This window comes from Planctopirus limnophila DSM 3776 (genome assembly GCF_000092105.1).
In the GTDB taxonomy this organism is placed as follows: Bacteria; Planctomycetota; Planctomycetia; order Planctomycetales; family Planctomycetaceae; genus Planctopirus; species Planctopirus limnophila.
This window is the reverse complement of sequence record NC_014148.1, coordinates 2,159,189-2,183,386: the sequence shown is the minus strand read 5'-3', so window position 1 is coordinate 2,183,386 and position 24,198 is coordinate 2,159,189. Positions and strand designations below refer to the sequence as shown.

The following is a 24,198-nucleotide window of genomic DNA, read 5'->3' as shown; positions in this document are numbered from 1 at the left end:
GGCCTCCGGTTTCTGATCCCGAGATATTACGCAGAGGGATGGCCGATCTTGGCAAAAGTTTTTGCAAAAGCCAAATTGATTATCAGAAAATCACCGGCAGTCTCTCAGGGAGTTTCAGCAGGATCGACTGACGAGGCATGCTCCGGATTGTCAGGTGGCATGAGATAGATCTCGCCATGAGGCTCTGGTTGCTCGGCATGAAACTGGTGATGCCTGAGAAGTTCAAGGACAGCCAGAAAGATGCCCACGATTTTGCTGCGCTCGTTGGCACCTTCGAAGAATTCGCTGAACGATGCCCGACCGGTCTTGCGGACATGTGCTCCAATTCGTTCGACATAGACAGAAATGGGAGTGTCGTCGTAACGAATAGCAGCTGTTTCGACGACGATCTTCTTCTGCATGACTCGAGTCAGGGCACTCACCAGATCCCAGAGTTCGACTTCTTTGAAAGAGTCGTTGGCGATATCCCGGCTCGATTTGGGCTTTTCACTGGTCATTCTCGGGAAATGATTGTGCCAGTCGTCGGCCTGTTTCTGCAGGGCTTGTCCTGCATCTCGATATCGCTTGTATTCGAGTAACTGCTCCACGAGTTCTGCCCGGGGGTCTTCCCCCATGGCTGATTGAGCTTCCTGGGCCTGATCCTCAGCCCGAGGGAGAACGAGGCGGCTTTTGATCTCGATCAGAGAACTTGCCATGACGACAAATTCTCCCACGGTATCCAGATCGATCAGCTCAAGGACCTGCAGAAATGTGAGAAACTGATTAGTAATCTGCGAGATAGGCAAATCGAGCAGATCGATTTCGTTGCGGCGCACCAGATAGAGCAGCAGGTCCAGAGGACCGCTGAAGGTGTCGAGTTGAACGCGATAGTCGGGCATTTCCTGATCCGCGTTCGTGAAGAATTCTGCATTCTGAAGGTGACAAAGTTCAGAAGCCCATCGAAGCCAACAACCTGTTTATCGACGAATAATGCCATTAAATCCAGCCCAGCCCGCAAACTTCGCCGGTGATGTCTGCGGGCTGGGCTTTGAGTATGTGCGTGCGGCAGAAACCGCCGGGGCCAGGCTTCAGCAGTTGGCAATTTTCTTCCGCAGCCCTGTCAGGAGTTCCAGAGCACTGGCGAGATCTTTCTTCTGTTGAACCGGATCGTGTGGAATTTCGCGTTCGATGGTGAGTGGGCCGCGATAGCCGATCTCCCAGAGTGTCGTGAGGTAAGCTTCCATCCCGACATCGCCAGTCCCCAATGCGACTTCCTGGCCCCATGATTTTCCACGTTCGTTGACTGGGGCCCAGAGAGCATCTTTACAATGAATACTGCGGACATAACGGGCCACTTTGCGAAGCGCTTCAATCGGGTTGCCTGTCCCGTAGAGGATCATATTGGCCGGGTCGAAATTGATTCCCAGATTAGGGCGGTTGACATCTTCGATGAATTCCAGCAGGTGATCTGCCGATTCCTGCCCTGTTTCCAGATGGACGGCCTGGCCATGGTTTGCTGCATGAGTGAGCAGATCCTGGGTGACGCGAACCAGTTCGCTGTAATCGGGGCTGGAACTTTCAGGGACGAAACCAATATGCAATCCAATAGCCGGGCAACCGACCCAACTGGCGAAGTCTGAAATCTCTTTCATTTCTGCGACGCGACTGGCACGCGTTTCAAGAGGGACGAGCCCGACAGTTCGTGCCGTGGTGGGGATATCGGCGTAACTTTCTCCATCAAAGCCACCGAAGATAACAGTTACCTGAATGCCGGCTGCATCGCACTTGGCTCGAAAAGCCTGAGCATGTTCACGAGTTCGCGTATGCGGATGAGGGGCATGCACCTGAACCGTGGGAACCTTGAGATCCTGTGCCACTTCCAGATGGACACCTAACCCGGCATCGACAGATGTAAATACACCAATAGGCCAATACGGTTTGTGGGAAGTCATGGAGCCAATCCTTCAGTAGTCTGTCTCAGGTGCGGTCAATTCGAATGACAATCCAGCAGGCAAAATGTGACTGGATTCCTCCATAGTTTGACCAGTTGATGTGCGAAATGTTAGCCCGTTGTGCATTGTGCAACCAGTCCCCAGAGTTCCGGGTCGAGATTCTTTGGAAGCCAATCGACTATTTTCTCTGATAGACCAGCGAAACAACAGTGAACCAGTCGGTGGACTTTCGACCGGGACTGGGCACTGAAACGTACTCTGTGCGAAGATTCAGGGCGAGCTTCCAGCGATTCTCTTCGTCGAGATCCCACATGATGGAAGAGGTGGAGAAGACACGGTAGATCGCTCCGTCGAGAAGCCCCGGCTGATAGCGGATCCGCGATTCAAGAGATGTCCGTTTGGCAATCGGCCAGCGCAATTCAACCTCCGAAAACAAGTCAAACGTGGTTCGCGTATTGTCAGGAGAGTCAAACGCTTCGACGGTCACAGCGGGGCCAATACGAGTGATCAATCGTTTTTTGGGTTCGTAATAAAAGCGGTAGCCTAATCCTGTCGTGTTGGTGCTGCGAATGTTCAGATTTGCGAGCTGGTTGTATTCATTTTTGGTACTCAAGAATGTAATCCAGCGGTCTTCTTCGCTCGAGAATGGCCAGTCAAAGTTACCGTTAAGCCACCAGCGGTTGGCAGTCACGTTCCCGGTTGTCTGTGCCCACTGCCCGCCCACATCCATTTGTCTGAGGCTGACTTTGGTTGAACGTTCGAATTGAGCAAGAACATCGATGATGTCGATGTTCGAATTTCCGTTCGTAAAGTTTCCACCCAGTTGAATGCGATTGGTCCACAAAGAAGCCTGGTTGGTGGCCGCTGTGGCGGTGTGTTGCGCCGTGGAAAGTACGGAACTGATCGCATTGACTGAGGAACCCAGGAGAGGAACAGACTCCGTCCATGTCTCTTCGATAGCGTCGTGACCGAAGGCTTCTTCGGGAGGTGTCAGGTCGATGACTTCTACGAGGGGATTTTGGATTTCTAACAGAGGATCTTTCTGCATTAGGGGCGGTGTCGTTGGCTCCGTATTCATGCCTTTCAACAGAGAGTTTTCTGGAGAATTGTTGAGGGCTTTAGCACTGGATGAGAAGATTGGTTTCTCAGAGCTTGGCATCTTGATATCGGGAGGGGGACTTGTGTTCTGCTGAGATGAATTTTGAGGGGCGGATCTGGCCGGCAAGTTGGTTGAACCGGTTAGTTCTTCGGCATCAATTCGCACGATCTGGTTGATGGGAATGCGAACATCTTCTCCCGTTTGTGTTCGCCAGAGAACATTCCCATTTTCCACGGATTGACTGTTGCCAATTAGAATGCTGCCATCCAGGAGAAGGACTTTTTCGGCGGCGATCCCCGTTAAGCCACTGCACAACAAGCTGAAACAAATGACGAACATTCCCAGGCACCTGGAAGCAGCATCCAAGGGCCGAATCAAAGCCGGAATTGTGCGTTCAGGCTGGGGCAAACTGGGGCCTCAAAACGAACAACGTGAAATTGGTGTGAGATCAGGCGAAAGGAGTTTCTGACGAAATTTCCGAACGTGACTGACAGTACGAATTGAAGTGCTGGCGGGAGAAGATTGCGGAATGGAATAGGGCTTTGTGGGAAGTGTTAGCGCAGCGAGCGGATATTAGCTCAAAAGCGAGGCCGAGGACAACCTGAATTCTACTCAAGCTGACAAGTGTTGTTTCGTTGTAAAGTGTTATTCTGTTGTTGTTTGCGTCGTTCGTGAGTGCCGGTTCCGGTGGGGTGAGCTGATTGTCAGAAAAATCCTATCTTCAGAGAGACTATCTTTTCTACTGAGTTGAAAGCAGTTTCGATCTTCAGATTCTCAAAGTACTTAGGCTCAGTTTGGGAGATTTGTGGCTGGGTGTGTATGCTTAGACTCTCAAACCGAGTGGATTCTGGCGTCTATCAAACAGAATTGATGCTTCAAGAACTATCTCAGAGATGTCTGTTTCATCTGGAAGAAGTGGTCTGAAGGTTCAACAGGGAGTCATTTTTCAAGATGTATCAAGTTCTGCTGACAGATCGTGCCTGGCCCAGCCTGGATATCGAAACGGAAGTGCTGGCCGCAGCCGGTGCCAGATTAATTGAAGCTCCGGCAGGTGATGAAAAAACACTCTGCGAACTGGCAGCAGAGGCCGACGCGATTGCCACCAACTGGGCCAAGGTGACGCCAGCAGTGATAGCAGCAGCACCGCGGTTGAAAACTGTGGCACGTCTGGGAATTGGACTGGATAACATTGCGATTCCCGAATGTACGGCCCGTGGGATTCCCGTCACCAATTCACCCGACTACTGCACTCACGAAGTTTCTGATCATGCCCTCGGATTGCTGTTGGCCTTGTCGAGAAAGATTGCCTTTTTTCATCATCGAACCAAACAGGGCGAATACAACCTGGGGGCGGGGTTGCCTTTAACCCGCATCAAAGGCCAAAAGCTGGGGCTTGTGGGATTGGGAAATACGGCTCGCGCACTGGTACCCAAAGCCAGAGCCCTCGGCTTGGAGATTCTGGCCCATACATCCAGTGGCAATGATTACGGGACGGGCTGCCAGATGGTGAGCCTGGGAGAGCTTTTGTCGCAAAGCGACTTTATCTCGGTACATGCTCCACTCACTCCGGCCACACGCAAGATGTTCGGGAAAGAGCAGTTTCGCCAGATGAAGCCGACGGCGTATCTCATCAATACTTCGCGTGGTGGATTGATTGATGAGGCGGCGTTGGAAGAGGCCATCAAGTCGGGATGTATTGCCGGTGCAGCGCTGGATGTCTTCGATCCGGAACCTTGCGATTTAAGCAGACCACTTTTTCAGGATGAACGCGTCATCGTCACCCCCCATGCGGCTTTTATTTCTGAGCAATCCCTCGAACAAATGCGGCGGGAAGTCATGGAACAGATCGTTCAGGTTTTTCGCGGGGAAAAGCCGAGAAATCTCGTCAACCTGAAGTAGTGTCCTCAGCGATTTCTATCTGGATCGAGGTAGAAACAGCACTCATCTCACTGGTTATCGAGCCTCAGATTCGAGGTGATAATCGGTGATTTTCTTATGCAGTGTGTTCCGGTTGATCCCCAGCTTAGTCGCCGCTTTGGTTTGGACTCCCTGGCAAGTTCGCAGAACCTGCAGGATCAGTTCTTTCTCGACGAGAGTCACCACGCGGTCATAGGCGTTGGTGCAATCTTCTCCTGCATCCAGCAGGCCCAGCGTGACCAGTTCGCTACAAAGAGTTTCGAGGTTGTTGGAGCGGGATCGATTCAGGCGGATGGGTGCCATGCCGCGAACATGCGGAGGGAAAAGATCGAGTGTTAACGTCTCGCCCGAGGACAAGACAATCGCACGCTCGACATAGTTCTGGAGTTCTCGCACGTTTCCCGGCCACGCGTAGGATCTCAGGACAGCGATCACATCTTCGGAAACTTTAGGAACGGGGCGGCTGTTGGCTATCGCATATCGCTTCGCAAAGTGAGCAATGAGGTCTGCCAGATCGTCTGGTCGATCGCGCAATGGCGGCAGATAGATCGGGACGACGTTCAGGCGATAATAGAGGTCTTCACGGAAGCGACCGGCATCGATTTCATCGAGCAGGTCACGGTTTGTGGCGGCGACGATCCGGCAATCCACCCGAATGGTCTTTGTATCGCCAACGCGTTCGAATTCCTGCTCCTGCAGCACACGCAGCAGTTTGACCTGCAGCGTGTAACTCATGGAGTTGATTTCGTCCAGAAAAATTGTGCCCCCATGGGCGGCTTCAAAACGCCCCGTGCGATTTTCGAAAGCACTCGTGAAAGCACCCTTCACGTGACCAAAGAGTTCGCTCTCAAGCAGGCTTTCGCTCAATGCGCCACAATTGACCCGGATAAATGGACCTGAGGCCCGCGGGCTCATTTCGTGAACGGCTTTGGCAACAAGCTCTTTTCCTGTCCCGGTTTCACCAAGGAGAAGAACTGTCGCTGATGTGGATGCCACTTGACGGACAAGTCGATGCACATCCAGCATCGATTGGCTGGTGCCAATCATCGTGTCCATGACGGAAAAACCGCCTTTTGTGCCATTCGACATTAAGTTGGAACTCATGAGATCATCGCATGAGGAAGAAAACGCTCGCTTACCGGGAGTCGATTGCCTGTAATATAGGCGTTTCAAGGCTCGATTGCTAATCAATCTGGGCGGGGATGCCAAAATATTCAAATATTCTTGGCCGTGAACACGTGTTTTGCAAATGAATCGAGCGGTGATGCCTTGAATGTGGGCTACTACCGGTCGCGACTCATGTCCGGGATTCTGTGACTTTCCTGGGGAATCGGTGAGAATCGTTGCCTCTGGCTTGGCAGGCTGGAAAACGCCATCAATCTTGTCGGCACCCGGAGTTACCCTGATGGAAACGGTTTATCGGCGGTGAACATGACATGATGTCAGAAGGGTTGATACATTCCACACTATGAAAGCGGAGTGGGGATGAAGCGGTAAACTCATCCAGAAGACTTCTTCAAAGCACATTGCTCGATGAATCTTGAGCAATCATGAATCTGATCCATCACCAGCTCGTCAGAGCTGATCTTGTCAGTGGCTTAACGTTCCAGAGTGAGTGACCGAAATGCAGTTTGAATTCTCCAGGATGGGTGGAAAGCTGGCGGGGCCATCAGGAATTTTAACCTTGATGGATGACCTGGGCCGGGCATTGGCTTCTGACCCGCATATGCTAATGCTGGGAGGAGGGAATCCGGCTCTGATTCCCGAAATGACACAGCTTTGGAGAGAGCGAATCGAGGTGCTCCTCAATACTGGAGCGATAGATCGAACGCTGGGCCAGTATGATCCCCCTCAGGGGAATCTACAGGTCATTGAATCATTGGCCAAACTGCTTCGCACTCATTATGGCTGGAATGTCACCACAGAAAATATTGCGGTGACGAGCGGTGGCCAGACGGCTTTCTTTTATCTCTTCAACCTGCTGGCGGGTCAGATGCCTGATGGCTCGTACCGGCGAATTTTATTGCCCGTCACTCCGGAATACATCGGTTATTCGCCATTGGGGTTTGGTGAGGGACTCTTTGTGGGTTGTCGGCCCAGGATATCGACCCCTGATGAGTCTCAGCCACATCTCTTCAAGTACCATGTTGATCTGGAGGCCGTGGAGTCGGCTCTATCGCGACATTCCATTGGGGCCGTAGCGATTTCGAGGCCCACGAATCCTTCCGGGAATTTTTTATCCGATGAAGAGACAGGTGAAATCGTCGAACTCGCCACCAGGCATCGGGTGCCGGTGATTATCGATAATGCTTACGGGGCACCATTCCCAGGGGTGGTTTTTCAGCCGACGACTCCTGTTTGGAACGAGTCGATGATCACGACGTTCAGTCTCTCGAAACTTGGTTTGCCAGGGACACGCACGGCTTTTGTGGTGGCTGCTCCGCAGATCATTAAGGCCATCACAGCCATGTCGGCCGTGACAGGGCTTTCGCATGGAACCGTAGGCCAGCAACTTGTGGCCGATCTGATCGAGTCGGGCCAGATTGTCGATCTCGGGCCAAAAGTTTTACGTCCATTCTACGAAGAGAAGAGTCGGTTTGCCGTCCAGTGTCTGACCGATGCGTTGAAGCGACATACAGTTGATGGACGAATTCACGTTAGTGAAGGTGCCTTTTTTCTGTGGCTCTGGCTACCCGGGCTCCCGATCAGCTCGCAAAAGCTCTATGAGCGACTGAAGCTGAGAAAGGTGCTGATTGTTCCCGGAGAAGAATTCTTCTTTGGACTGGAAGAGCCGTGGAAGCATGCCGAGCAATGTATTCGCCTCAACTTTGCACAACCTGCACATGTGCTTGAAAAGGCTTTTGAAGTGATCGCCAGCGAGGTGAGTCTGGTTTGTCGCGGATAACGGGTGGCCCGGCCAACTCGTGGCCGGGTTGTCGTGCAGAGGCACGAGGACAAGACGCAGCGCCATGCGTTTGACTTGTCCTACCGACATCAAATACCGAGGAGCCTGCCCCTTCAGGCTTTGCGACAGCGATCGAGCATTTGAATCCATGGGCCCACAAAGTGGCCGCTGTCGTGGTAGGTGCGACCACTCACCATGTTGCGATCGATCACACAGGGTTCGTTGACGTAGATTCCGCCGCAGATTTCAAGATCGAAGCGGCATTTGGCGACAGTCGCCATGCGTAGACCTTTGACAATGCCAGCACGCGCCGGAATTTCAACTCCATGGCAAACACTGGCCATCGGCAGGCGCTTTTCCCAGAACCAGCGGGTGATGTTCAGCAGATCTTCGTCTTCGCGAATGTATTCAGGAGCCCTGCCCCCACTGAAGAAGATTCCGGCATAATCTTCAGGGCGAATGTCTTTGAAGGCGATCTCTGCATCAATCGAATAGCCTTCCCACTCTTTGGTGATCGTCCAACCGGGCTTCACTTCGTGCAGAACCATCTGATACTTGCGTTTCTCCGGAGCAGCCACGACAGGCTGATATCCCCCTTCAATTAAGCGGTAGTAAGGATAAAGCGTATCGACGGTTTCTGTCGCGTCTCCGACAACGATGAGAACTTTGGGCTGTGACACGGAAGAACCTCATGGAGATAACAGGATCAGAACATTTGGTGTCATTCGAGTGTCATCGTTATACGAGACGATAAACAGCGATGCCACGCCAAGGAAACGGTAAAAATCGAGTGTTTTGCGGCAAAGATCACAGAGTGTTGAGATATCCGGTCAGTGGTGCTTGCTGCCACACTTTCAGTCGTTCATGTCCTTGAGCTATGGGTTCCCACGGAAGTGAAATACCACTGTAAAGCAGTGGTGCTGGCTGAATGTGAAAGCTTTCTCCATAAGCCCGGATGTGATCGAGCACTTTGTTGGCATTGGTAAAGGGATTTCCTGCCGAGATGGATTTCACGGAATCGAAGGTCTGTTGTACGAGAGTTTCCAGTCGAGTCGATAGTGCTCTTGCTTCGTCGATCTGGCCCGTTTCTGCGAGTTGAATCATGGTCGCCAGTTCTTTCGCAAAGACATTGGCAGTGCTCAGTAGAAATCCATCGTAGGGCCCGCCCGCTTCTTTCAGCCAAGGCGCATAGCCGCCAGCTTCCGCACCGCGAACCAGAAAGACGCCCTGCAGATCGACGCCGGAGTTTGCGACACGGTCATGTCCGCTGGTGTCTTTGAACAGGATGAGATTGTGGTAGTTGGCCGCCAGCCATTGCACTGTCTCGCGTGAGACTTCATTCCTGGTAACTTGTGGCAACTGATAGAGAGCAATTGGGTATCCTGTATCGAAGACCGTGCGTAATCCAGCCAGAATTTCGGGCTGTGTTAACTTTTCACCTTGCGGTGGACAGACAGTGAATCCGGCAAACCGTGGATGCTGTGAAAATTGATGCAGCCTCTGGATGCCACTCATCACGTTGTCTGTCGAAGTTTTCAAGACACCAATCAGGACAGGCAGATTGAGGGAGTTGGCGATCTCGAACGTGATTTCCAGCAACTGCTCAATATCGTCATCGGTCATCTCCCAGCCTTCGCCTGTCGATCCGGGAACCAGTAGTCCACCGATCCAGGGTGACATCGCCGTGACATGAGCGCGAATTCTCTGGACGTCGAACTGAGCGGCGGCTGAGAAGTGAGTCAGTGAGGGGCACCAGAGTCGGGGAATTCCCTGAGGGAAAAGTTTTTGCTGGAGCTGCTGACGGCAGTTTGAAATGGAAGGCATATAGTTTTCGGCCTGAGCTTGGACGATTGGATCGTTCAGGGGATTCCAGTTGCCAGAAGAACGATTGTGCGCCCGGCAACCGATATCGAATCACAAAAGAAATAGTAACAGACCATCATCTCATGCCGTTGCCTGAACAATCCGATTTACAGGATGTTGGCAGACTGAGTAATGGTGTTCGGTGCGTAAGGTGGCTGGTTAAGAACTGACAGGCTCAACCTGAAGATCGTCAATCAGGCTGCGATTGGTGATCAGAAAAGGATGCTTGTACTGATCCATGGTGCCGCCATTGCGGGCGAGTTGGCGGAGATCCCAGGCGCGCCAGGCACCTTGTGGAATGACGATCAATTCCAGGGGATGGAGCAGGCCTTCGACTCTTTTACGGCGGTACAGATAGTTCTGCTCACCCAGAGATTCGTCCAGTTGCCGAGCCAGAGTGGCGATCGAATCGGAAGAGAATGCATCTCGCATTTCGGCGTAAAACCGATAGGCCATCGGCTCATGTGGCAGAGGCATAGTCAGTGAAAAATCGCCCAGAGGCGTGGCTGTTGATTGAACGAACGTTGTGACCGCTTTGACAATCTGGCTCTCCGTGAGTTTTTCACCGAAGAGATTGGCAATTCTGCTTCCTTTATGCAGAAATTCGATCATGGGTGTTTTTTCGTGCCAGTCAACGACTCGTACCACATCATGAATGTTGTATCGATAGAGCCCACTGGTCGTTGTCAAAAGGATGTAATACTCTTTGCCGGTTTCGAGTTCGGCAGCATCGAGCACAACGGGATTGCTGGAATCCATTTCGTCGACAGGTACGAACTCAAAATAGGCACTGGTCACATCGAGAATACCCGCAGGTGTGTTGTCTTCTTTGGGAAGGCTGATGCGGCTTTCACTGGAGATCAGGCCAATATCCCGCAATGTGACATCTCCGAAATACTCGGGAATCTGTGAGATATAAGCTCTGGTTGGCCCACCCAGCCAACAGGCAATCAGTTTGAGCTGAGGCCAGACATCTTTCGGGTGGAGAGTCATCTGGCGAGTAAAGATCTGCTCCAGTTCGCGAGCACGTTTGCGATTTGGGCGGATCTGGCGTTTGAGCCAATTCTGGAGATGCCGCGGCAAGGCAGCCGTACAGGAATGAGTGCCGTCATGAAGTTCGCGAATGAGACATTCGGCGTTCTCGGTTCCATAGCGAGCGAACTGGAGAAGCAAACCCGGATTCGGGGCGACACCCATGCCAAGGTTTCTTTGGATGCCGATTCGCCAGTTGAGGTAACATCTGGCGAAAGCGTCGGCATGGTCAGCCGTATCAGCAGGGAGGCAATAGGTGCTGCGTACGACAGCAGGATTCATTTTGACAGTCAGGCCACTCAAACTGCCACACGGAATGCCCGCTGACGTGACCGATTCCTTCGAGGCACTGCCAAAGCTGACTTTTGGCTGCAGGAAAAGCTGCGGGTACTTTTCGAAAGTCTGTAAGCCCCACATCGACCAGCCGCGTCGGTAATCACTGAGGTAGCGATTGGTGACGGGAATAAATTTTCGAGTGCTGCTCGTACCACTGGTGAGATTGAACATGACAATCTGTTCGTTGCAGAACATCGCGGTGGTTTCACCCGCTTTGACGCGCTCGATGTAGGGGGCAAAGTTCTCGTACTCAGCGATTGGCAATCTCTTCTGGAAATCAGCCGCAGTTTGAATTTCTCGAAAAAAATGATCCTTGCCAAACGCCGAATCCGCATGGGCAGCAAGTAATTCTTTTAAGAAGGCCTGTTGCGATTCGCGGGGGCGCATTGTGGCTTGATGAAACGCCATTCGCTGCTGGCCGACTTTCCGTGCCAGGAAACTGCCGATCATGGAGAAGATCAGATTGAGCATCGTGCAGCATTCCGTAGAGCAGTTCTGGCAAAGTGGCCGCGATCAGATGGTTAGTGCCAACTCGAAGACCACTTGGAAAAGGCAATAACTCATTAGACGTGAATGGCGGCCCCGCCGTCGATGATCAAGACTTGCCCTTGCACCAGATCGCTCAGTGGACTGCAAAGGTAAAGGACTGCGTTCGCAACGTCTTCGGGTTCCAGTTGGCGATCACCCATCATGGTCTTGGAGCTTCGCGCATTGAACATGACTTCGGAGCCAGGAATCATCTTGGTGGAGTCTGTGGGAACCAGTCCCGCCTGGACGACGTTGAAGTTCATTCCCTGGTCGCCAAACTCAAGTGCCATGTGGCGAATCAGGCTTTCCAGTGCTGCTTTGGAGGTACCAATCAGGCCATACCATGGGAGTGCCATGTGTGAGCCATGGCTCGAAATGGCCACAATCTTGGCTCGATCGACACTTTGCCCCAACAAAGGATGTGCGGCCTGTACGAGGAATAGAAGTGCGCGGACATTGGTATTCATCGCGGCTTCGAAATTCTTGGGAGTGGCCGCCAGCAAGGGGCGGAATCCCCCCGATGCAGCATTACTGACGAGAATGTCGAGCCTGCCAAATTCATTGCCCACAAATTCCATCATGCTCTGAACATCGCTCTGCTCGCTGACATCCGCACGGACAATGGCCACGCGGCGGCCCATGGCGGCGATCTCTTCTGCCACTCGGTCAGCACTGTCGCGAGATTGTACATAATTGATGACCACGTCAGCCCCGGCGCGGGCAAGTTGCAATGCTGTCGCGCGACCAATGCCGCGTGAGGCCCCGGAGACGAGGGCGATCTTATTGGTTAAATCAATCATTCGAGTGGCCTTTGACTCTGTAATTCCGGGAGTGAGAATTCGCGTTTTCAGGTCTTAACATCAATGCATGATCAGATCGTGAGATGTGTCATTGATTGAGTGAGAATTGGTTTTGTTATCGAAGTGGTTTTTATCAGTGTTCGGGAAAGAGTTCTGCTTGATTAAGACGGCTGCGAGCAGACAATCTTTTTCGATGAAGCGGATGATTGCCTCATCAAGGTGCACATGAATCCCCCTCACACGGCAAATCAACTTTTTGCCTTCTGGAAGAATTTCTATCTGCCTTGGTCGAAATGGTTCCCCGCAATTTGTGGCTTTGTAGACCGCTTCCTTGAGTGCCCAGATGGTTCCTGCGGCCCGCTCATCCTGCGTTGCGAGATATGTTCTTTCCTCCGGCGTGAACCACATTTGTAAGGCTGCCTGAGTGAAAGTGCTGGTGTTGACCAGATCCACTCCGGGTCGTAACTGCGGCTGCCTGCAAATGGCGAGTGCGTAATTGTCTCCTGCATGTGAGAGCGAAAATGTCCAGGGGATGGGTTGGTTGTCGATGAAAACTGCTGGTGGAATCCCCCTGCCCTGATCATTGCGAGTCCATACTTCGATCTCTGATAACTCGGGAGACAAGAAATCCTGAGAGCGATCAGTTTTCAGCAGCGTAAAAACTCGACTCGCGATCAAAAATCGGCTCAGTTCCCACGATTCTTTGCGGGCAGGGTCGAGGAACATTTCCGCACCGATGGCAAACTTTTCTCCGAGACTGCTTGAGTGCAGTTCGGTTCGTAGTTGTGCCCTGGTGGCGGTATGAATCTCGAATTGAGAAGTCATACCCTCCCTGACCCCGCAGTCACTCATTCCGTCGTTACTGATCACAATGTCACGCTGCCTTTAGCAACACTGCGATAGTTCCTGACAACATAGACTGGTTGTTTCTGTTTGTCGAAAACGGAGATTTCATATGAAGAACCTTTGTCGTCACTGTCGCGGTATCGGACACGAGTGACCAGTTTGTCGGTTTTGCTTAATGGCTGATCACGGAGAATCAGCAGTTCCTCAAAACCAAGTGGTAACTCGACTCTTCCGAAGCAGTTGATCCAGGCGTGAATTCCACAGGCGTAGAAGCTGCCATCGAGGACAGCCGGGTGAATGACCGGCTGACATTTCGAATTCGGCCCAAGCAATTTGCTCATATCTGTCGGAACGATTTCGGCCCACGCATCATCACGCCCGGAACACATCGCCTGCAGGCTGCGCAGTGGTGCGCCATGAATCAGAGGCCCCATATCGGGATACTTCATGGGGCTATAGCTGCCCTTGGGCTGATCGAGTTGTGGCAATTGCAGGTTGGCTGCATCCACTCGGTCAATCAGAGCCGTTGCCAGAGTGATCGAACCACCATCGAGATCAATTAGCTGGCAGCGATAGCCATCAGCTTCTTTATGTGCCACGACCTGCACACGACGCGGGAGAGCAGCCTTCAGGTGCAGCGAATGCTGAATGGAGAAGTTGCGAATTCGAGCCACACCAGGGCCCGGAAGAACCTGCTGCAAAGCTTCGGCAAACAACTCGACCATCGCTGCTCCGGGGAGGAGTGGCGAGTTGTTAAACCGGTGAGCCGTCATTAATGGCTCTGTCAAAGGCTCGATCCGCACTTCGGCTTCCCAATGATCAGCACTGGCTGTGACGGCTTCGACGGGGAACAGCAAGTGCAGATCGGCAGGGTTGAGGGATTTCAATTCCGGGATGGCTCTGGAAGCGATCCCGGCAGGAATTTCTGCTGATGTTTCCGGTTGTGAACCGCCCATTACTGCCGTAGTGCAGAATCCTTCGACCCGCAGAATGATTTCGTTTTTCGAGTTCCAGAGAGAGAAGTTGAATCGCAGATTTTTCTCAGTGACTTCGAGCACCTGACCATCAATCCGGCAGAGATCACCATCGATGGCGGGTCGATACAGGCTGACCTTTTCGATGTTCACGGGAAGGCTTTGCCGCTCGACGGCCTGTGCTGCCCAGCGATCACACCCAATGAGGCAGGCATCAAGCACAGCAGGATTCAACATCCAGCCGGTTGCCGGGCGATTTCCGGCAAATCCACTGATCGGTGGTGGAACGATGATCCCTTCGAAGGTCTTCCCTTCGTAAGCGAACTCCGTCAATCCTCGAATGGAGGGGCCCGTGAAGACACTCCCCAGATTCAATGCAGCGACTTGATCCCACGTTTCTGCGTACTGAACTTTCTTGAGCTGCATGGATGATTTGAAAGGTTTGGCTGCGTCCGGTGCATCGACACCGGGTTTGAGCCGGGCTTTGACGAGCACCCGTTCGTGCTTGAGCAAGACGCCCTTGCGATTGAAGAACCTGGTGACGAGTTCCCCTTCGAAGCTGTCTCCCGAGCGACGGATGCGAGCGATGGCGAGTTCTTGACGATCCGCAAAGAACCGCATGGGATTGACAATTTCCCCATCGAGCACAGTCACCTGCTCGGTTGCGGGTAGCAGAACTCTGAATGCCTGAGCCAATGTCTCCAGACCGAATGTCATTGGGAGAATGGGGGCATTGCGATGTTGATGATCGTACAGGAAGGGATCTTGTGCCGGGTTCAATCGAACTTCGACTTCGACATACTCCCCAGGAGTCAGGGCGATCACGGTATCCAGCAGAGGCGAGGCATCGACCACTTGCTGGGCGGCTGCGAAATCTTTCCATGCTGCCAGTTCAGGAAGCGTACGATCGAGATCGAGGCCATCTGGCTTATCGACAATCAGGATTTCTGGTTCTGGTGACGTTGAAGCCAATTCTTCCAGCAGGAAGGCGACGCCTTCTTGTGGTGGCATAAACGCCATTCCGCCGGCTTCGAGAGCGAGTTTACTTTCAGGGCGGGCTGCCATGCCCACTTCGCCCCAGGGTGGCCAGTGAACCACAATGGTCCGCCAGTCGGGATTCTTGCGGCCCAGTTCATTACAGAACTTGGCGAGTGCATCGGAAGCTGCCGAGTAATCGGCCTGACCTAAACCACCGAAGCGACCACTGGTGGAACCGAATCCCACAAAGTACGCCACGGGATCATGTTCGAGTGCTGCAGCCAGGTGACGTGCGCCTTCGACTTTGACATCGAAGGTCTTTTGGACCTTGGGTAACTGCTTGCGTTCAAATCGACAGGCATGTTCCACCCCGGCTCCGTGAATGACCCCTTCAATCGGATGATTGAAGGTACGGATGGCTGCAACCGTTTTTTCAACGGCATCGGGTTGACTGATATCGCAGCAATGATAAGTGACTGAAACACCTGCTTGCCGCATGTCACGCAGGTTGCGACGGGCTTCGAGGCTGCGTTCGAATGTGCTCCAGGCATCGAGAGGAACTTCGCCACGTTCACGCGCCTCGGACATGATTTTCCGACGCAAGGCTTTCAACTCTTCGGCTGAAGCCTCCAGAAGTGATGGATCCAGTTCAGGGATTGGTGAAGAACCAATCAGATGAAGGTGGACTCCATAACGAACTCCAAGTTCTCTGGCGACGACCGCAGTGACGCCTCGGGCACCACCGGAAATGATCCATGCCGATCCAGGTGTTGGCCCATTTTGTGGTACCGGAGTCGCCGGCACAGGGCGGGCTGCCACAACAAAACGCTCACCACGCGAATAGGCAACTTCGCATATTTCAAAAGATTGTGAGAGTTCATTGGCAAGCTGATCCACGACCCTGTCTGTTACATCGTCACTGGCAAAATCGACAGTGCGGACAACCAGAGGTGCCAGTTCGCGGCGAAGGGCCTTGGCAAGGCCAGACATGGCACCACCATCGGCATTGGCTGGGCTCCCTTCGAGACCGAAATTTCCTCCCATGAAGGAGACAAAGGTTAACGATCTCTCGGCCAGCGGGCAGATTTCCTGACCGCTTTGAGTCCATAACTGGCAAAGACGGAAGGCTGTCAGGAATCGTGCAGAAGCACTCGCTTCACTGACTTCATCTGAGGATCGTGGCCCCACCAGAATCAGATTCCTGGCAGATTTGAGCGCTGCCAGATTTTCGAACTCAGCTTCCAGCTTTGTCACATCAAAACAGGTAGGTATCACAGCAACTTCGAGGCCTGTGGACTTCAACTTGGAGATCAAGGCCCTGGCAACTTCACCGAAACCATAGACAACTGTTTTACCAGTGAGACTTACCTTTTGTGCTGCATGCGAGAGCGGTGACAAACGCGGACGCAGGATGACCCGATGCATTACACGCTCATCGATAACTGGTAAACCAGCTAATCGAGGGAGATCGGTCTGCTGTGCTGGTATTAATTTTGATGTCGAACCGACGCTGGAGCCCGTGTTTGAGTTTGTCGGGACATCGTTGACGACTAATTCATCAGCACCACCGAAGAAGCCATCGACATCAAGCGTGGAGAATTCATGTGCAAATTCTTTGCGATATGAACCGGGAGTTACACGAATTGTCTTCTCGCTTGGGCCAAAGACCACACTGATCTGGTTATCGACACGGCAGATCGTGTTCATGGTCGCATGAGCAGTGACTCGCTGACGCCCACCATCGAACTGATCGCGAAGAGTTTTTTCAGCAGCCGGGAAGTCGAGCCCCATAGCTTCTTCCTTGGCCAGCAGTTCTTGCAGGCGATCCATACGGTGCATGGAGTGTGGAGGTGTCGGATGTGTGGCGCCGAGCAGCAACGAGTGGTTCGTGCCAATGACGCGAGTCATCCCACTGCGAACTTCCAGTTGATCACTGTCGTATTCGACATAGCAGAGTGAATCGGTATCGGCATGGCTGATGCAGACTCCCCAGGCACCATTTCGCTTGGAGCTTTTGAGGATCTCGATGGCTTCAGCCGGTGTGGCGGCCTTTTCGAGGATTTTCTTGATGAGCACGGGATGGATGTCGCCAGGTGCCGTGATGTCGCGAGGGGCTCGATCCAGCAGCAAAGTGCTGGTGACAGTCAGGCCCTTTTCGTTGGTACCATTGATGCCGCTGACCTGTCCACTCACGCTGAAGACGATGTGTCGATAACCATGGGCAGGAATTCGGCACTGCACCACACGGCGGAGGCAATCCGTCAAACTGAGTGCGAGCGAAGAATCTTCGTTGGCGGCATGGATCATTCCCTTCCCACCATTGGCCTGGGCAGAGACAGCAAACTGGGCACAGCCCGGGACGTAGTCTTCGCAGAGGCCCAGGTTATGGCCAATCAGGAATGCGAGAGGGAGTTCGGCACCGTCGGCAATCCCTTTAAGCTCGGCGACTTCATCTTCTCCGAAGTATCGTGCGGGATCACTGACAGCCTCGTCTAACTCGGGCATGTTGTCGAGTCGGGCACCATAGCGCGTGATCTGACGTTCAAGAATGCCGTGGATGGCGGCTTTCTCTTTCTGACCATGCTGGAAGCCCATTTCGTAAGGGCTGCCTTGAAGAATCATGACAGATTCTCTCACTATTGAAACCGCAGGCACGGCTTCGACGACCTGGGTCACAGCTTGTGTGGAAACACTTGCTGGTTCAGTCAGTGTGGCTGTGGCAGTACTGGAATCCTGAAGTTCCAGTTCGGTCTCCGGTGAGGCGACATGCGATGCTGATCGTGATGTCGAAGACGCCTTGGCGGCATCTTCGGTCAGGAACTTGATGATCGAAGCCAGATTCGGGAACTGATCGAGCGAGAGATCTGCGACTTCATTGGCGAGCCAGTGGAGTTCGAACTTCTGGGCACATTCACCGAGCATCTGGGCTTTCTTGATGCTGTCGATCCCCAGATCAGCTTCGAGATCCGCTTCGAGTTCAACCATCTCCGGCGGGTAGCCAGTCTGATCGACGATGTATTCGACAACGAACGCTTCGAGTTCAGCACGATTAGGCAACTTGCGTGGAACTACCTCTTCGCTGGTTTCAGTCACGATGGCAATAGCTGGCAGAGCAGCGGCAGGTACGGCTTCAGCAGGCTGTTCTTCCGCAGGTGATGCAGTGGCCTTGGCGGCATCTTCAGTCAGGAACTTGATGATCGAAGCGAGATTGGGGAACTGATCGAGTGACAGATCGGCGACTTCATTGGCGAGCCAGTGAAGTTCGAACTTCTGGGCGCACTCCCCGAGCATCTGGGCCTTCTTGATACTGTCGATGCCCAGATCAGCTTCGAGATCCGCTTCGAGTTCAACCATCTCCGGCGGGTAGCCAGTCTGATCGACGATGTACTCGACAACAAACGCTTCGAGTTCCGCACGATTGGGCAACTTGCGAGGAGCCACCTCTTCGCTGGTCACTGTTTCGCTGGTCACTGTGGTCGCGGGGACAGCAGGCAACGTCTCGGCGGATTGATGAGCTGGTTCCCTCGGGGCATCAGTGTCGACCGATTTGGAAATCGCGACCGCATCAATCGTATTCGCACTCGAAGACGCTTTAGCGGCATCTTCGGTCAGGAACTTGATGATCGAAGCCAGATTCGGGAACTGATCGAGTGAAAGGTCGGCGACTTCATTGGCGAGCCAGTGGAGTTCGAACTTCTGAGCGCACTCGCCGAGCATCTGGGCCTTCTTGATGCTGTCGATACCGAGGTCGGCTTCGAGATCCGCTTCGAGTTCAACCATCTCCGGCGGATAACCCGTCTGATCGACGATGTATTCGACAACGAATGCTTCAAGTTCCGCACGATTAGGCAACTTGCGTGGAACTACCTCTTCGCTGGTTTCAGTCACGATAGCTACGGCTGGCAGAGCAGCGGCAGGTACGGATTCAGCAAGTTGTTCTTCCGAAGGTGATGCAGTGGCCTTGGCGGCATCTTCAGTCAGGAACTTGATGATCGAAGCGAGATTCGGGAACTGATCAAGTGACAGATCGGCGACTTCATTGGCGAGCCAGTGAAGTTCGAACTTCTGGGCGCACTCCCCGAGCATCTGGGCCTTCTTGATACTGTCGATGCCCAGATCAGCTTCGAGATCAGCTTCGAGTTCGACCATCTCCGGCGGGTAGCCAGTCTGATCGACGATGTACTCGACAACAAACGCTTCGAGTTCAGCACGATTGGGCAACTTGCGTGGAGCCGCTGGAACCTCTTCGATCACAACGACTGGAGGGACGATCTCTTCTTTCATCTGAGCGGAGTTGAGAGCTGGTGCTTTGCTCGTGACATCCGAAGCGTGTCCATTCTTCTCGAAGTGCCCGGAATGTCCATTTGTCTCAGCGAGGTCGCTGTGCGAAATGGCAGGTGAGTTTTGCGTTGTTTTCGGACTGGCCGATGTGACCACAGGCCGCCCGGATTCTGCACGCTGCTGGATTGCCCGCAGACGATTTTCTTCTTTTCGTTTCGCGGTCGCGTCGAAGTGAACGATACGGGGACGGTCTGTCACTTTTGAACCTGTGGTTGGTACGTTGGTCGTTGCGGGAGTGGGATTAATCTGGCAAGATTTCGTCTGGCCAGGTTTCGAAACGGATGAGTTCGCTGCAGCAGGCTGAACTGCGGGCTTCTGTGGCTGCGAAACTGGCTTTTGAGCCTGTGCTGGTACTGGGGAAGCTGGCGTTTTCTGAGGCGTTGCAGCAGCCGGTGAGGCATTGCCGACAGATCCTTCATATTTGCTTCTGAGCGTGGATTGCCAGTCTGACGACGAATTGTCGCGAGGATCCATGGGGAGGCATTCCAACTGACCTTCGTTGGCTGTTTTCTGGATCAGTTGCGTGAGCACCTTACGCGGCCCCACTTCGACCACCATCCCGACAGAAAGCTGTCTTAAAAGTTGAACCATCCCCACAAAGTCCATGGGGCTGACCAGTTGCATTACGAGATTCTCGCGAATCTCTTCCGGATCGGTGACTTCTCGATTGCCGATGCCACTGATGACTGGAATCTGTGGAACAGAAATTGGCAAAGCTCGAATGCAGTCACGATAAGTGACGAGCGCCGGCTCGAGCAGTGGTGTGTGATAGGCAGCCGGGACTTTCAGAAGTCGGCTACCTATCCGGCGTTCCCGCAGGATCTTTTCGAATTGCTTCAAATCATCAATTGTTCCACCCAGAACGGTTTGTTCGGGTGAATTCATATTGGCAATGAAGACTTCGACTGGTGCTCTCGTCAACAGATGGCGCAAAGTGGAAGCATCCGAAGAGACCGCGAGTAAGGTCCCCTGCTTGCCGGCAAACTCTTCCACGACATGCGATCGATCGCGTGTGGCAATGACCGCACTGCGGAAGGTCAGTGCTCCGGCAGCCACCAATGCAGGAAACTCGCCATAACTGTGTCCGCAGACATAATCTGGCTGAATTCCCGCCGTCTTGTAGGCGGTGTAGTAGAGCAGATCGATGACGAGCATCGAGAGTTGAGCATTGAGAATGCTGTTGCCTGGGTCTGCGGACAGCGTTTCAAAATCGGGGCAGTTTTCGAGTTTGAGGACTTCGTTGAACTCGGCCAGTTTCTGCCGGACTTCGGTGTAATTTGCAATCAGGTCAGCGCCCATCCCTGCGTAGTAAGACCCCTGCCCAGGAAAGGCGAGAGCCAGCTTAGACCTCCGTGACTGAGAGGTTATCTGCCTGGAAGACAGAGTCGCCGGGGCCTGTTTTGCACTGGCTGGTTGGCTGATTGCGACTGAAGGAGTGGTTACCGGGCGGAGTGGGAGTTTCTGGGCACTTTCGAGTATCAGGCTGAAACCCGATCCATCGAGAGAGCTGTTGCTGATGGCAATCTGCCCCTTCTCTCCTGGGGCAGTCGCATAGAGCGGCATGACCTTTTGAGGAATCGCATGTGCGACAGGCTGAACTTCCGCAGCCAGCTTTTTGAGACCAAATTGCGGGGCGATTTGACCGTTCTGCAACTCGAGAATCGATTTGACAATCGAAGCCACTCCCGAGGCACCACGCAGGTAACCGATTTGTGGAGTCAGCGAGCCAATCAAGGCTTGTGGCTGGCCACTTTCCTGATCGATGGTTTTGGCCAGTTCGAGCTGGTTGAAATTGCGGTCTTTGCAATCGACACCAGAGACTTCAATCGCACCAATGGCTTTGGGTGACGTGTTGGCAACTTTGAGAGCCGTGTTAAACGACTCGCGCAGGGCACCGGCTTCATCATTACGACGGTTGCACTGGCCAGTTCCGCGAATGACTGCACGGATTGTATCCCCGTCACGTTCGGCATCTGCAAGCCGTTTCAGGACGAGAACGGCCACGCCTTCTGCAGGCAGAATGCCATCGAAATCGGCATCGAAGGCCGAGCGGGATTGGCCTTTGCTCAGAAGATCTTTCTCGACGAGTTTTTCGAAGCTGTTGTAACTCATCGATTGATGGCCGGCAGCACACAGAACGAGATCTGTCGTGCCGGTTTCGAGCATGTTGATCCCCAGGTTGACAGCCACCAGCCCGGAAACTTCTTCAGCTTCGAGGGCAAACGCCCCACCGCGGAAATCGAAGGTTTTCGAAAGTCTTGAAGCGAGGGTACTGCTGGTGAAACTGCCAGTTTCATCCAGTAATGCCGGCAAAACTTTCAAGAAGTGCTTTTCATATTGAAGCAGAGCTTCGTCAATCTGATCTGGTTTTGTGCCATTCGCTTCCAGATGTTCGCGCAGCACCTTTTGGATATGTGGCAAACGCAGACCCAACTGGAGTTGAACAGCAAAGTCACCTCCAAACATCGTTCCGACAATGACTGTTGAACGATTGCGATCAAAAGGCTTCTTTTCGTAACCGGCATCTGTCAGAGCCTGGTCAGCCGCATCGAGCAGCATGAACTGTAGTGGATTGGCATTCGCGACCTGTTTGGGTGGAACTTTATGCCGCTTCCAATCGTAAACGAAATCTGCGACGTAACCACCGCGCGATGTCAGTTCTGGCTTTTGTGACTTCTGCTCTTCGGCGAGGAGTGTAGAGGCCAAGGTGCTGTTTTCTTTGGGAAACTCGCACTTGGGATCTTTGCCGGCGATGAGTGCTTCCCACAGGGCGGCTTTTGTCAAAGCACCGGGAAGGATTGATGCCATGCCAATGACGGCCATCGGCTGCTGAACCGGAGCCGGTGCCACGTTGCTGTTTGGCTGTGCCGATGGTACGGCCACAGAGGTCTTGGATTTTTCACCCGGCAATAGCCCGTCATCGAGCACCATGTGGACATTGAGCCCACCGATACCAAACGAGTTCACGGCAGCTCGTCGCGGCATTCCTCCTGCGGGACGATCCCACTCTCTGGCGTTAGTAGCAACTTCAAAAGGTACGTTCTTCCATTCAATTTCAGGATTAGGCGTCTTGAAATTGATCTGGGGGGGGATCACGCCATGTTCCATGGCGAGGACGGTTTTGATAAACCCTGCAATCCCTGCGGCCTCGAGAGCATGGCCGATATTAGCCTTCACGCTTCCAATCGGTATTTTTCGACCAGCCGGGATCTTGCCAGTCAGCACTTGAGCCAGGGACTTGAGTTCAGTGGCATCGCCGACCTGAGTTGATGTGGCATGACATTCGATGTATTGCAGCGACGCGGGGTCGATGTTCTTCGAGTAAGCCCGTTCGACAGCGAGAATCTGTCCTTCCTGGCGTGGTGCCCAAAGGCTTTTACCGCGTCCATCAGAAGAGACACCAATCCCGCGGATGACCGACAGAATTCGATCACCATCGGCGAGCGCTTTCGGGAGAGTCTTGAGAACAACCAGCCCATAACCGTCTGAACTGATGAGCCCATCGGCGTCGGCATCAAAGGGTCTTGACCCGGTTGCACTGATGGACATCGCCATCGAAAACAGAACGAGGCCAAACCACTTGCTGTACGATGCCCCACCGGCCACGGCCATATCGATTTCGCCACGTGCCAAGGCGTAGGAAGCCTGACTCAATGCCATCAGTGATGAGGCACAAGCGGCATCGATGACCAGCGATGGACCTTCGAAACCATGCACGCGAGAAATCAGCATGGCGGCATTCGCCGCTGCAAAATTCATCGGCTTGAGCGATTCTTCGTCGGGAAACTGGGATCGCAGTTGATCGACCATACGGCGAGAAATCTCGGCCCGGGCGGATGGTGAGCAGCCTTTGAATTCGTCCTGCTTGCGGAGAATCTCCCCTGCAATCCCCACATATCTGGCAAAGGCTGCATCGCCCCCCAGGCAGCTTCCTCCGGAATGGCCGACGTAGACACCCGTTCGTCGGTAAGGAACTTTGGCAGGATCCATCCCCGCATGTTTCAGTGCCGATGAAGCCACTTCGCAAAGTGTGAGATGTGCTGTATCAGACGTCTGCAGGTCTTTATCTGAGATGGGACAGATCTGTCGATTGACAGGTCGCTCGGTAACGACGCCTCCCAGATCGGTGTAACAGCGACCGGGTTTCCCCTGCTCCGTATCAAAATAGAGGCTCTTATCGAGTCGGTCAGCAGGTAACTCGCGAATAGCGCTCGATCCCGATGAGATCAGCTTCCAGTATTCTGCGATACCGTCGCCACCGGGCATCCGGCATGAGACACCAATAACGGCGATGGGGGGAACCTGTACCATGGGAAACAGCCTTTTGAATTCATTTCATGTGCGATACATCCTTGCATCGGGCCCTCCGTCCTGCTGATGACTGAACGGATTCCTATCAGATGAATCAATCCAACTTATTGAATCTGTATACGTTCGTCGGTTTGACTTTAGAAATGGTTGCAGGGGCTGGTCAACAAGGTGAAATCAATCGGCGAGTTCTTGTCTGTAAGATCATTCACCATATGCATGTGGAAGCAAACTTATCGACTCTTCCGGTTAAGCCGGTTGTGACGATTGTTACTATATGGTCGGATTTTACTGACTCTTCACTCATCTTGCCGTAGGTATAAACACTTGTATTGTGAAT

General features: G+C 53.1%; 12 protein-coding genes. 2 read left to right on the top strand and 10 right to left on the bottom strand.

Going from position 1 to position 24,198, the window contains the following annotated elements; all coding sequences use genetic code 11:
• Positions 1-104 precede the first annotated feature (104 nt).
• The 3 genes from PLIM_RS08725 to PLIM_RS08715 form a co-directional block, all read right to left on the bottom strand.
• On the bottom strand, positions 105-878 hold the full coding sequence (locus tag PLIM_RS08725; protein WP_013109944.1) for a segregation and condensation protein A: 774 nt from the start codon (positions 876-878) through the stop codon (positions 105-107).
• Positions 879-1,067: 189 nt separating this feature from the next.
• The gene (locus tag PLIM_RS08720; RefSeq protein ID WP_013109943.1) at positions 1,068-1,931 is read right to left on the bottom strand and encodes a sugar phosphate isomerase/epimerase family protein; all 864 of its coding nucleotides are present in this window, start codon (positions 1,929-1,931) and stop codon (positions 1,068-1,070) included.
• Positions 1,932-2,109: 178 nt separating this feature from the next.
• Complete coding sequence (locus PLIM_RS08715; RefSeq protein ID WP_013109942.1) at positions 2,110-3,369, bottom strand: DUF481 domain-containing protein; 1,260 nt, start codon at positions 3,367-3,369, stop codon at positions 2,110-2,112.
• A 612-nt stretch (positions 3,370-3,981) separates the two neighbouring features.
• On the opposite strand from PLIM_RS08715, the gene PLIM_RS08710 reads away from it, so the two are divergent.
• The gene (locus tag PLIM_RS08710; RefSeq protein WP_013109941.1) at positions 3,982-4,929 is read left to right on the top strand and encodes a C-terminal binding protein; all 948 of its coding nucleotides are present in this window, start codon (positions 3,982-3,984) and stop codon (positions 4,927-4,929) included.
• A gap of 54 nt (positions 4,930-4,983) precedes the next feature.
• Here PLIM_RS08710 and PLIM_RS08705 read toward each other — a convergent pair whose 3' ends face one another.
• Entirely contained in the window at positions 4,984-6,003 is a 1,020-nt protein-coding gene (locus PLIM_RS08705) for a sigma-54 interaction domain-containing protein (RefSeq protein WP_230849429.1), read from the bottom strand.
• A 568-nt stretch (positions 6,004-6,571) separates the two neighbouring features.
• Here PLIM_RS08705 and PLIM_RS08700 point away from each other — a divergent pair.
• Positions 6,572-7,852: a valine--pyruvate transaminase gene (locus PLIM_RS08700; RefSeq protein WP_013109940.1), complete on the top strand. Its 1,281-nt coding sequence runs from the start codon at positions 6,572-6,574 to the stop codon at positions 7,850-7,852.
• 113 nt (positions 7,853-7,965) lie between these two features.
• Here PLIM_RS08700 and PLIM_RS08695 read toward each other — a convergent pair whose 3' ends face one another.
• The 6 genes from PLIM_RS08695 to PLIM_RS08670 all read right to left on the bottom strand — a co-directional run bounded on the left by PLIM_RS08695 (position 7,966) and on the right by PLIM_RS08670 (position 23,861).
• Positions 7,966-8,532 carry a DJ-1/PfpI family protein gene (locus tag PLIM_RS08695; RefSeq protein WP_013109939.1) on the bottom strand — a complete coding sequence of 189 codons (567 nt, stop codon included), beginning with the start codon at positions 8,530-8,532 and terminating at the stop codon, positions 7,966-7,968.
• A 127-nt stretch (positions 8,533-8,659) separates the two neighbouring features.
• The gene (locus PLIM_RS08690) at positions 8,660-9,676 is read right to left on the bottom strand and encodes a dihydrodipicolinate synthase family protein (protein ID WP_013109938.1); all 1,017 of its coding nucleotides are present in this window, start codon (positions 9,674-9,676) and stop codon (positions 8,660-8,662) included.
• A 198-nt stretch (positions 9,677-9,874) separates the two neighbouring features.
• Positions 9,875-11,554, bottom strand: a complete 1,680-nt coding sequence (locus PLIM_RS08685) for a GH3 auxin-responsive promoter family protein (RefSeq protein ID WP_013109937.1) — start codon at positions 11,552-11,554, stop codon at positions 9,875-9,877.
• Between the two features lie 92 nt (positions 11,555-11,646).
• Entirely contained in the window at positions 11,647-12,411 is a 765-nt protein-coding gene (locus PLIM_RS08680) for an SDR family oxidoreductase (protein WP_013109936.1), read from the bottom strand.
• 60 nt (positions 12,412-12,471) lie between these two features.
• On the bottom strand, positions 12,472-13,236 hold the full coding sequence (locus PLIM_RS08675; protein ID WP_013109935.1) for a 4'-phosphopantetheinyl transferase family protein: 765 nt from the start codon (positions 13,234-13,236) through the stop codon (positions 12,472-12,474).
• Between the two features lie 41 nt (positions 13,237-13,277).
• The gene (locus PLIM_RS08670) at positions 13,278-23,861 is read right to left on the bottom strand and encodes a type I polyketide synthase (RefSeq protein ID WP_013109934.1); all 10,584 of its coding nucleotides are present in this window, start codon (positions 23,859-23,861) and stop codon (positions 13,278-13,280) included.
• Positions 23,862-24,198: the final 337 nt, after the last annotated feature.

Excerpts from the sequence above, each read along its gene's own strand:
- PLIM_RS08675 (WP_013109935.1), bottom strand. The coding sequence starts at position 13,236 with ATGACTTCTCAATTCGAGATTCATACCGCCACCAGGGCACAACTACGA.
- PLIM_RS08700 (WP_013109940.1), top strand. The coding sequence starts at position 6,572 with ATGCAGTTTGAATTCTCCAGGATGGGTGGAAAGCTGGCGGGGCCATCA.
- PLIM_RS08670 (WP_013109934.1), bottom strand. The coding sequence starts at position 23,861 with ATGGTACAGGTTCCCCCCATCGCCGTTATTGGTGTCTCATGCCGGATG.
- PLIM_RS08680 (WP_013109936.1), bottom strand. The coding sequence starts at position 12,411 with ATGATTGATTTAACCAATAAGATCGCCCTCGTCTCCGGGGCCTCACGC.
- PLIM_RS08725 (WP_013109944.1), bottom strand. The coding sequence starts at position 878 with ATGCCCGACTATCGCGTTCAACTCGACACCTTCAGCGGTCCTCTGGAC.
- PLIM_RS08715 (WP_013109942.1), bottom strand. The coding sequence starts at position 3,369 with ATGTTCGTCATTTGTTTCAGCTTGTTGTGCAGTGGCTTAACGGGGATC.
- PLIM_RS08705 (WP_230849429.1), bottom strand. The coding sequence starts at position 6,003 with ATGGACACGATGATTGGCACCAGCCAATCGATGCTGGATGTGCATCGA.
- PLIM_RS08710 (WP_013109941.1), top strand. The coding sequence starts at position 3,982 with ATGTATCAAGTTCTGCTGACAGATCGTGCCTGGCCCAGCCTGGATATC.
- PLIM_RS08690 (WP_013109938.1), bottom strand. The coding sequence starts at position 9,676 with ATGCCTTCCATTTCAAACTGCCGTCAGCAGCTCCAGCAAAAACTTTTC.
- PLIM_RS08720 (WP_013109943.1), bottom strand. The coding sequence starts at position 1,931 with ATGACTTCCCACAAACCGTATTGGCCTATTGGTGTATTTACATCTGTC.
- PLIM_RS08685 (WP_013109937.1), bottom strand. The coding sequence starts at position 11,554 with ATGCTCAATCTGATCTTCTCCATGATCGGCAGTTTCCTGGCACGGAAA.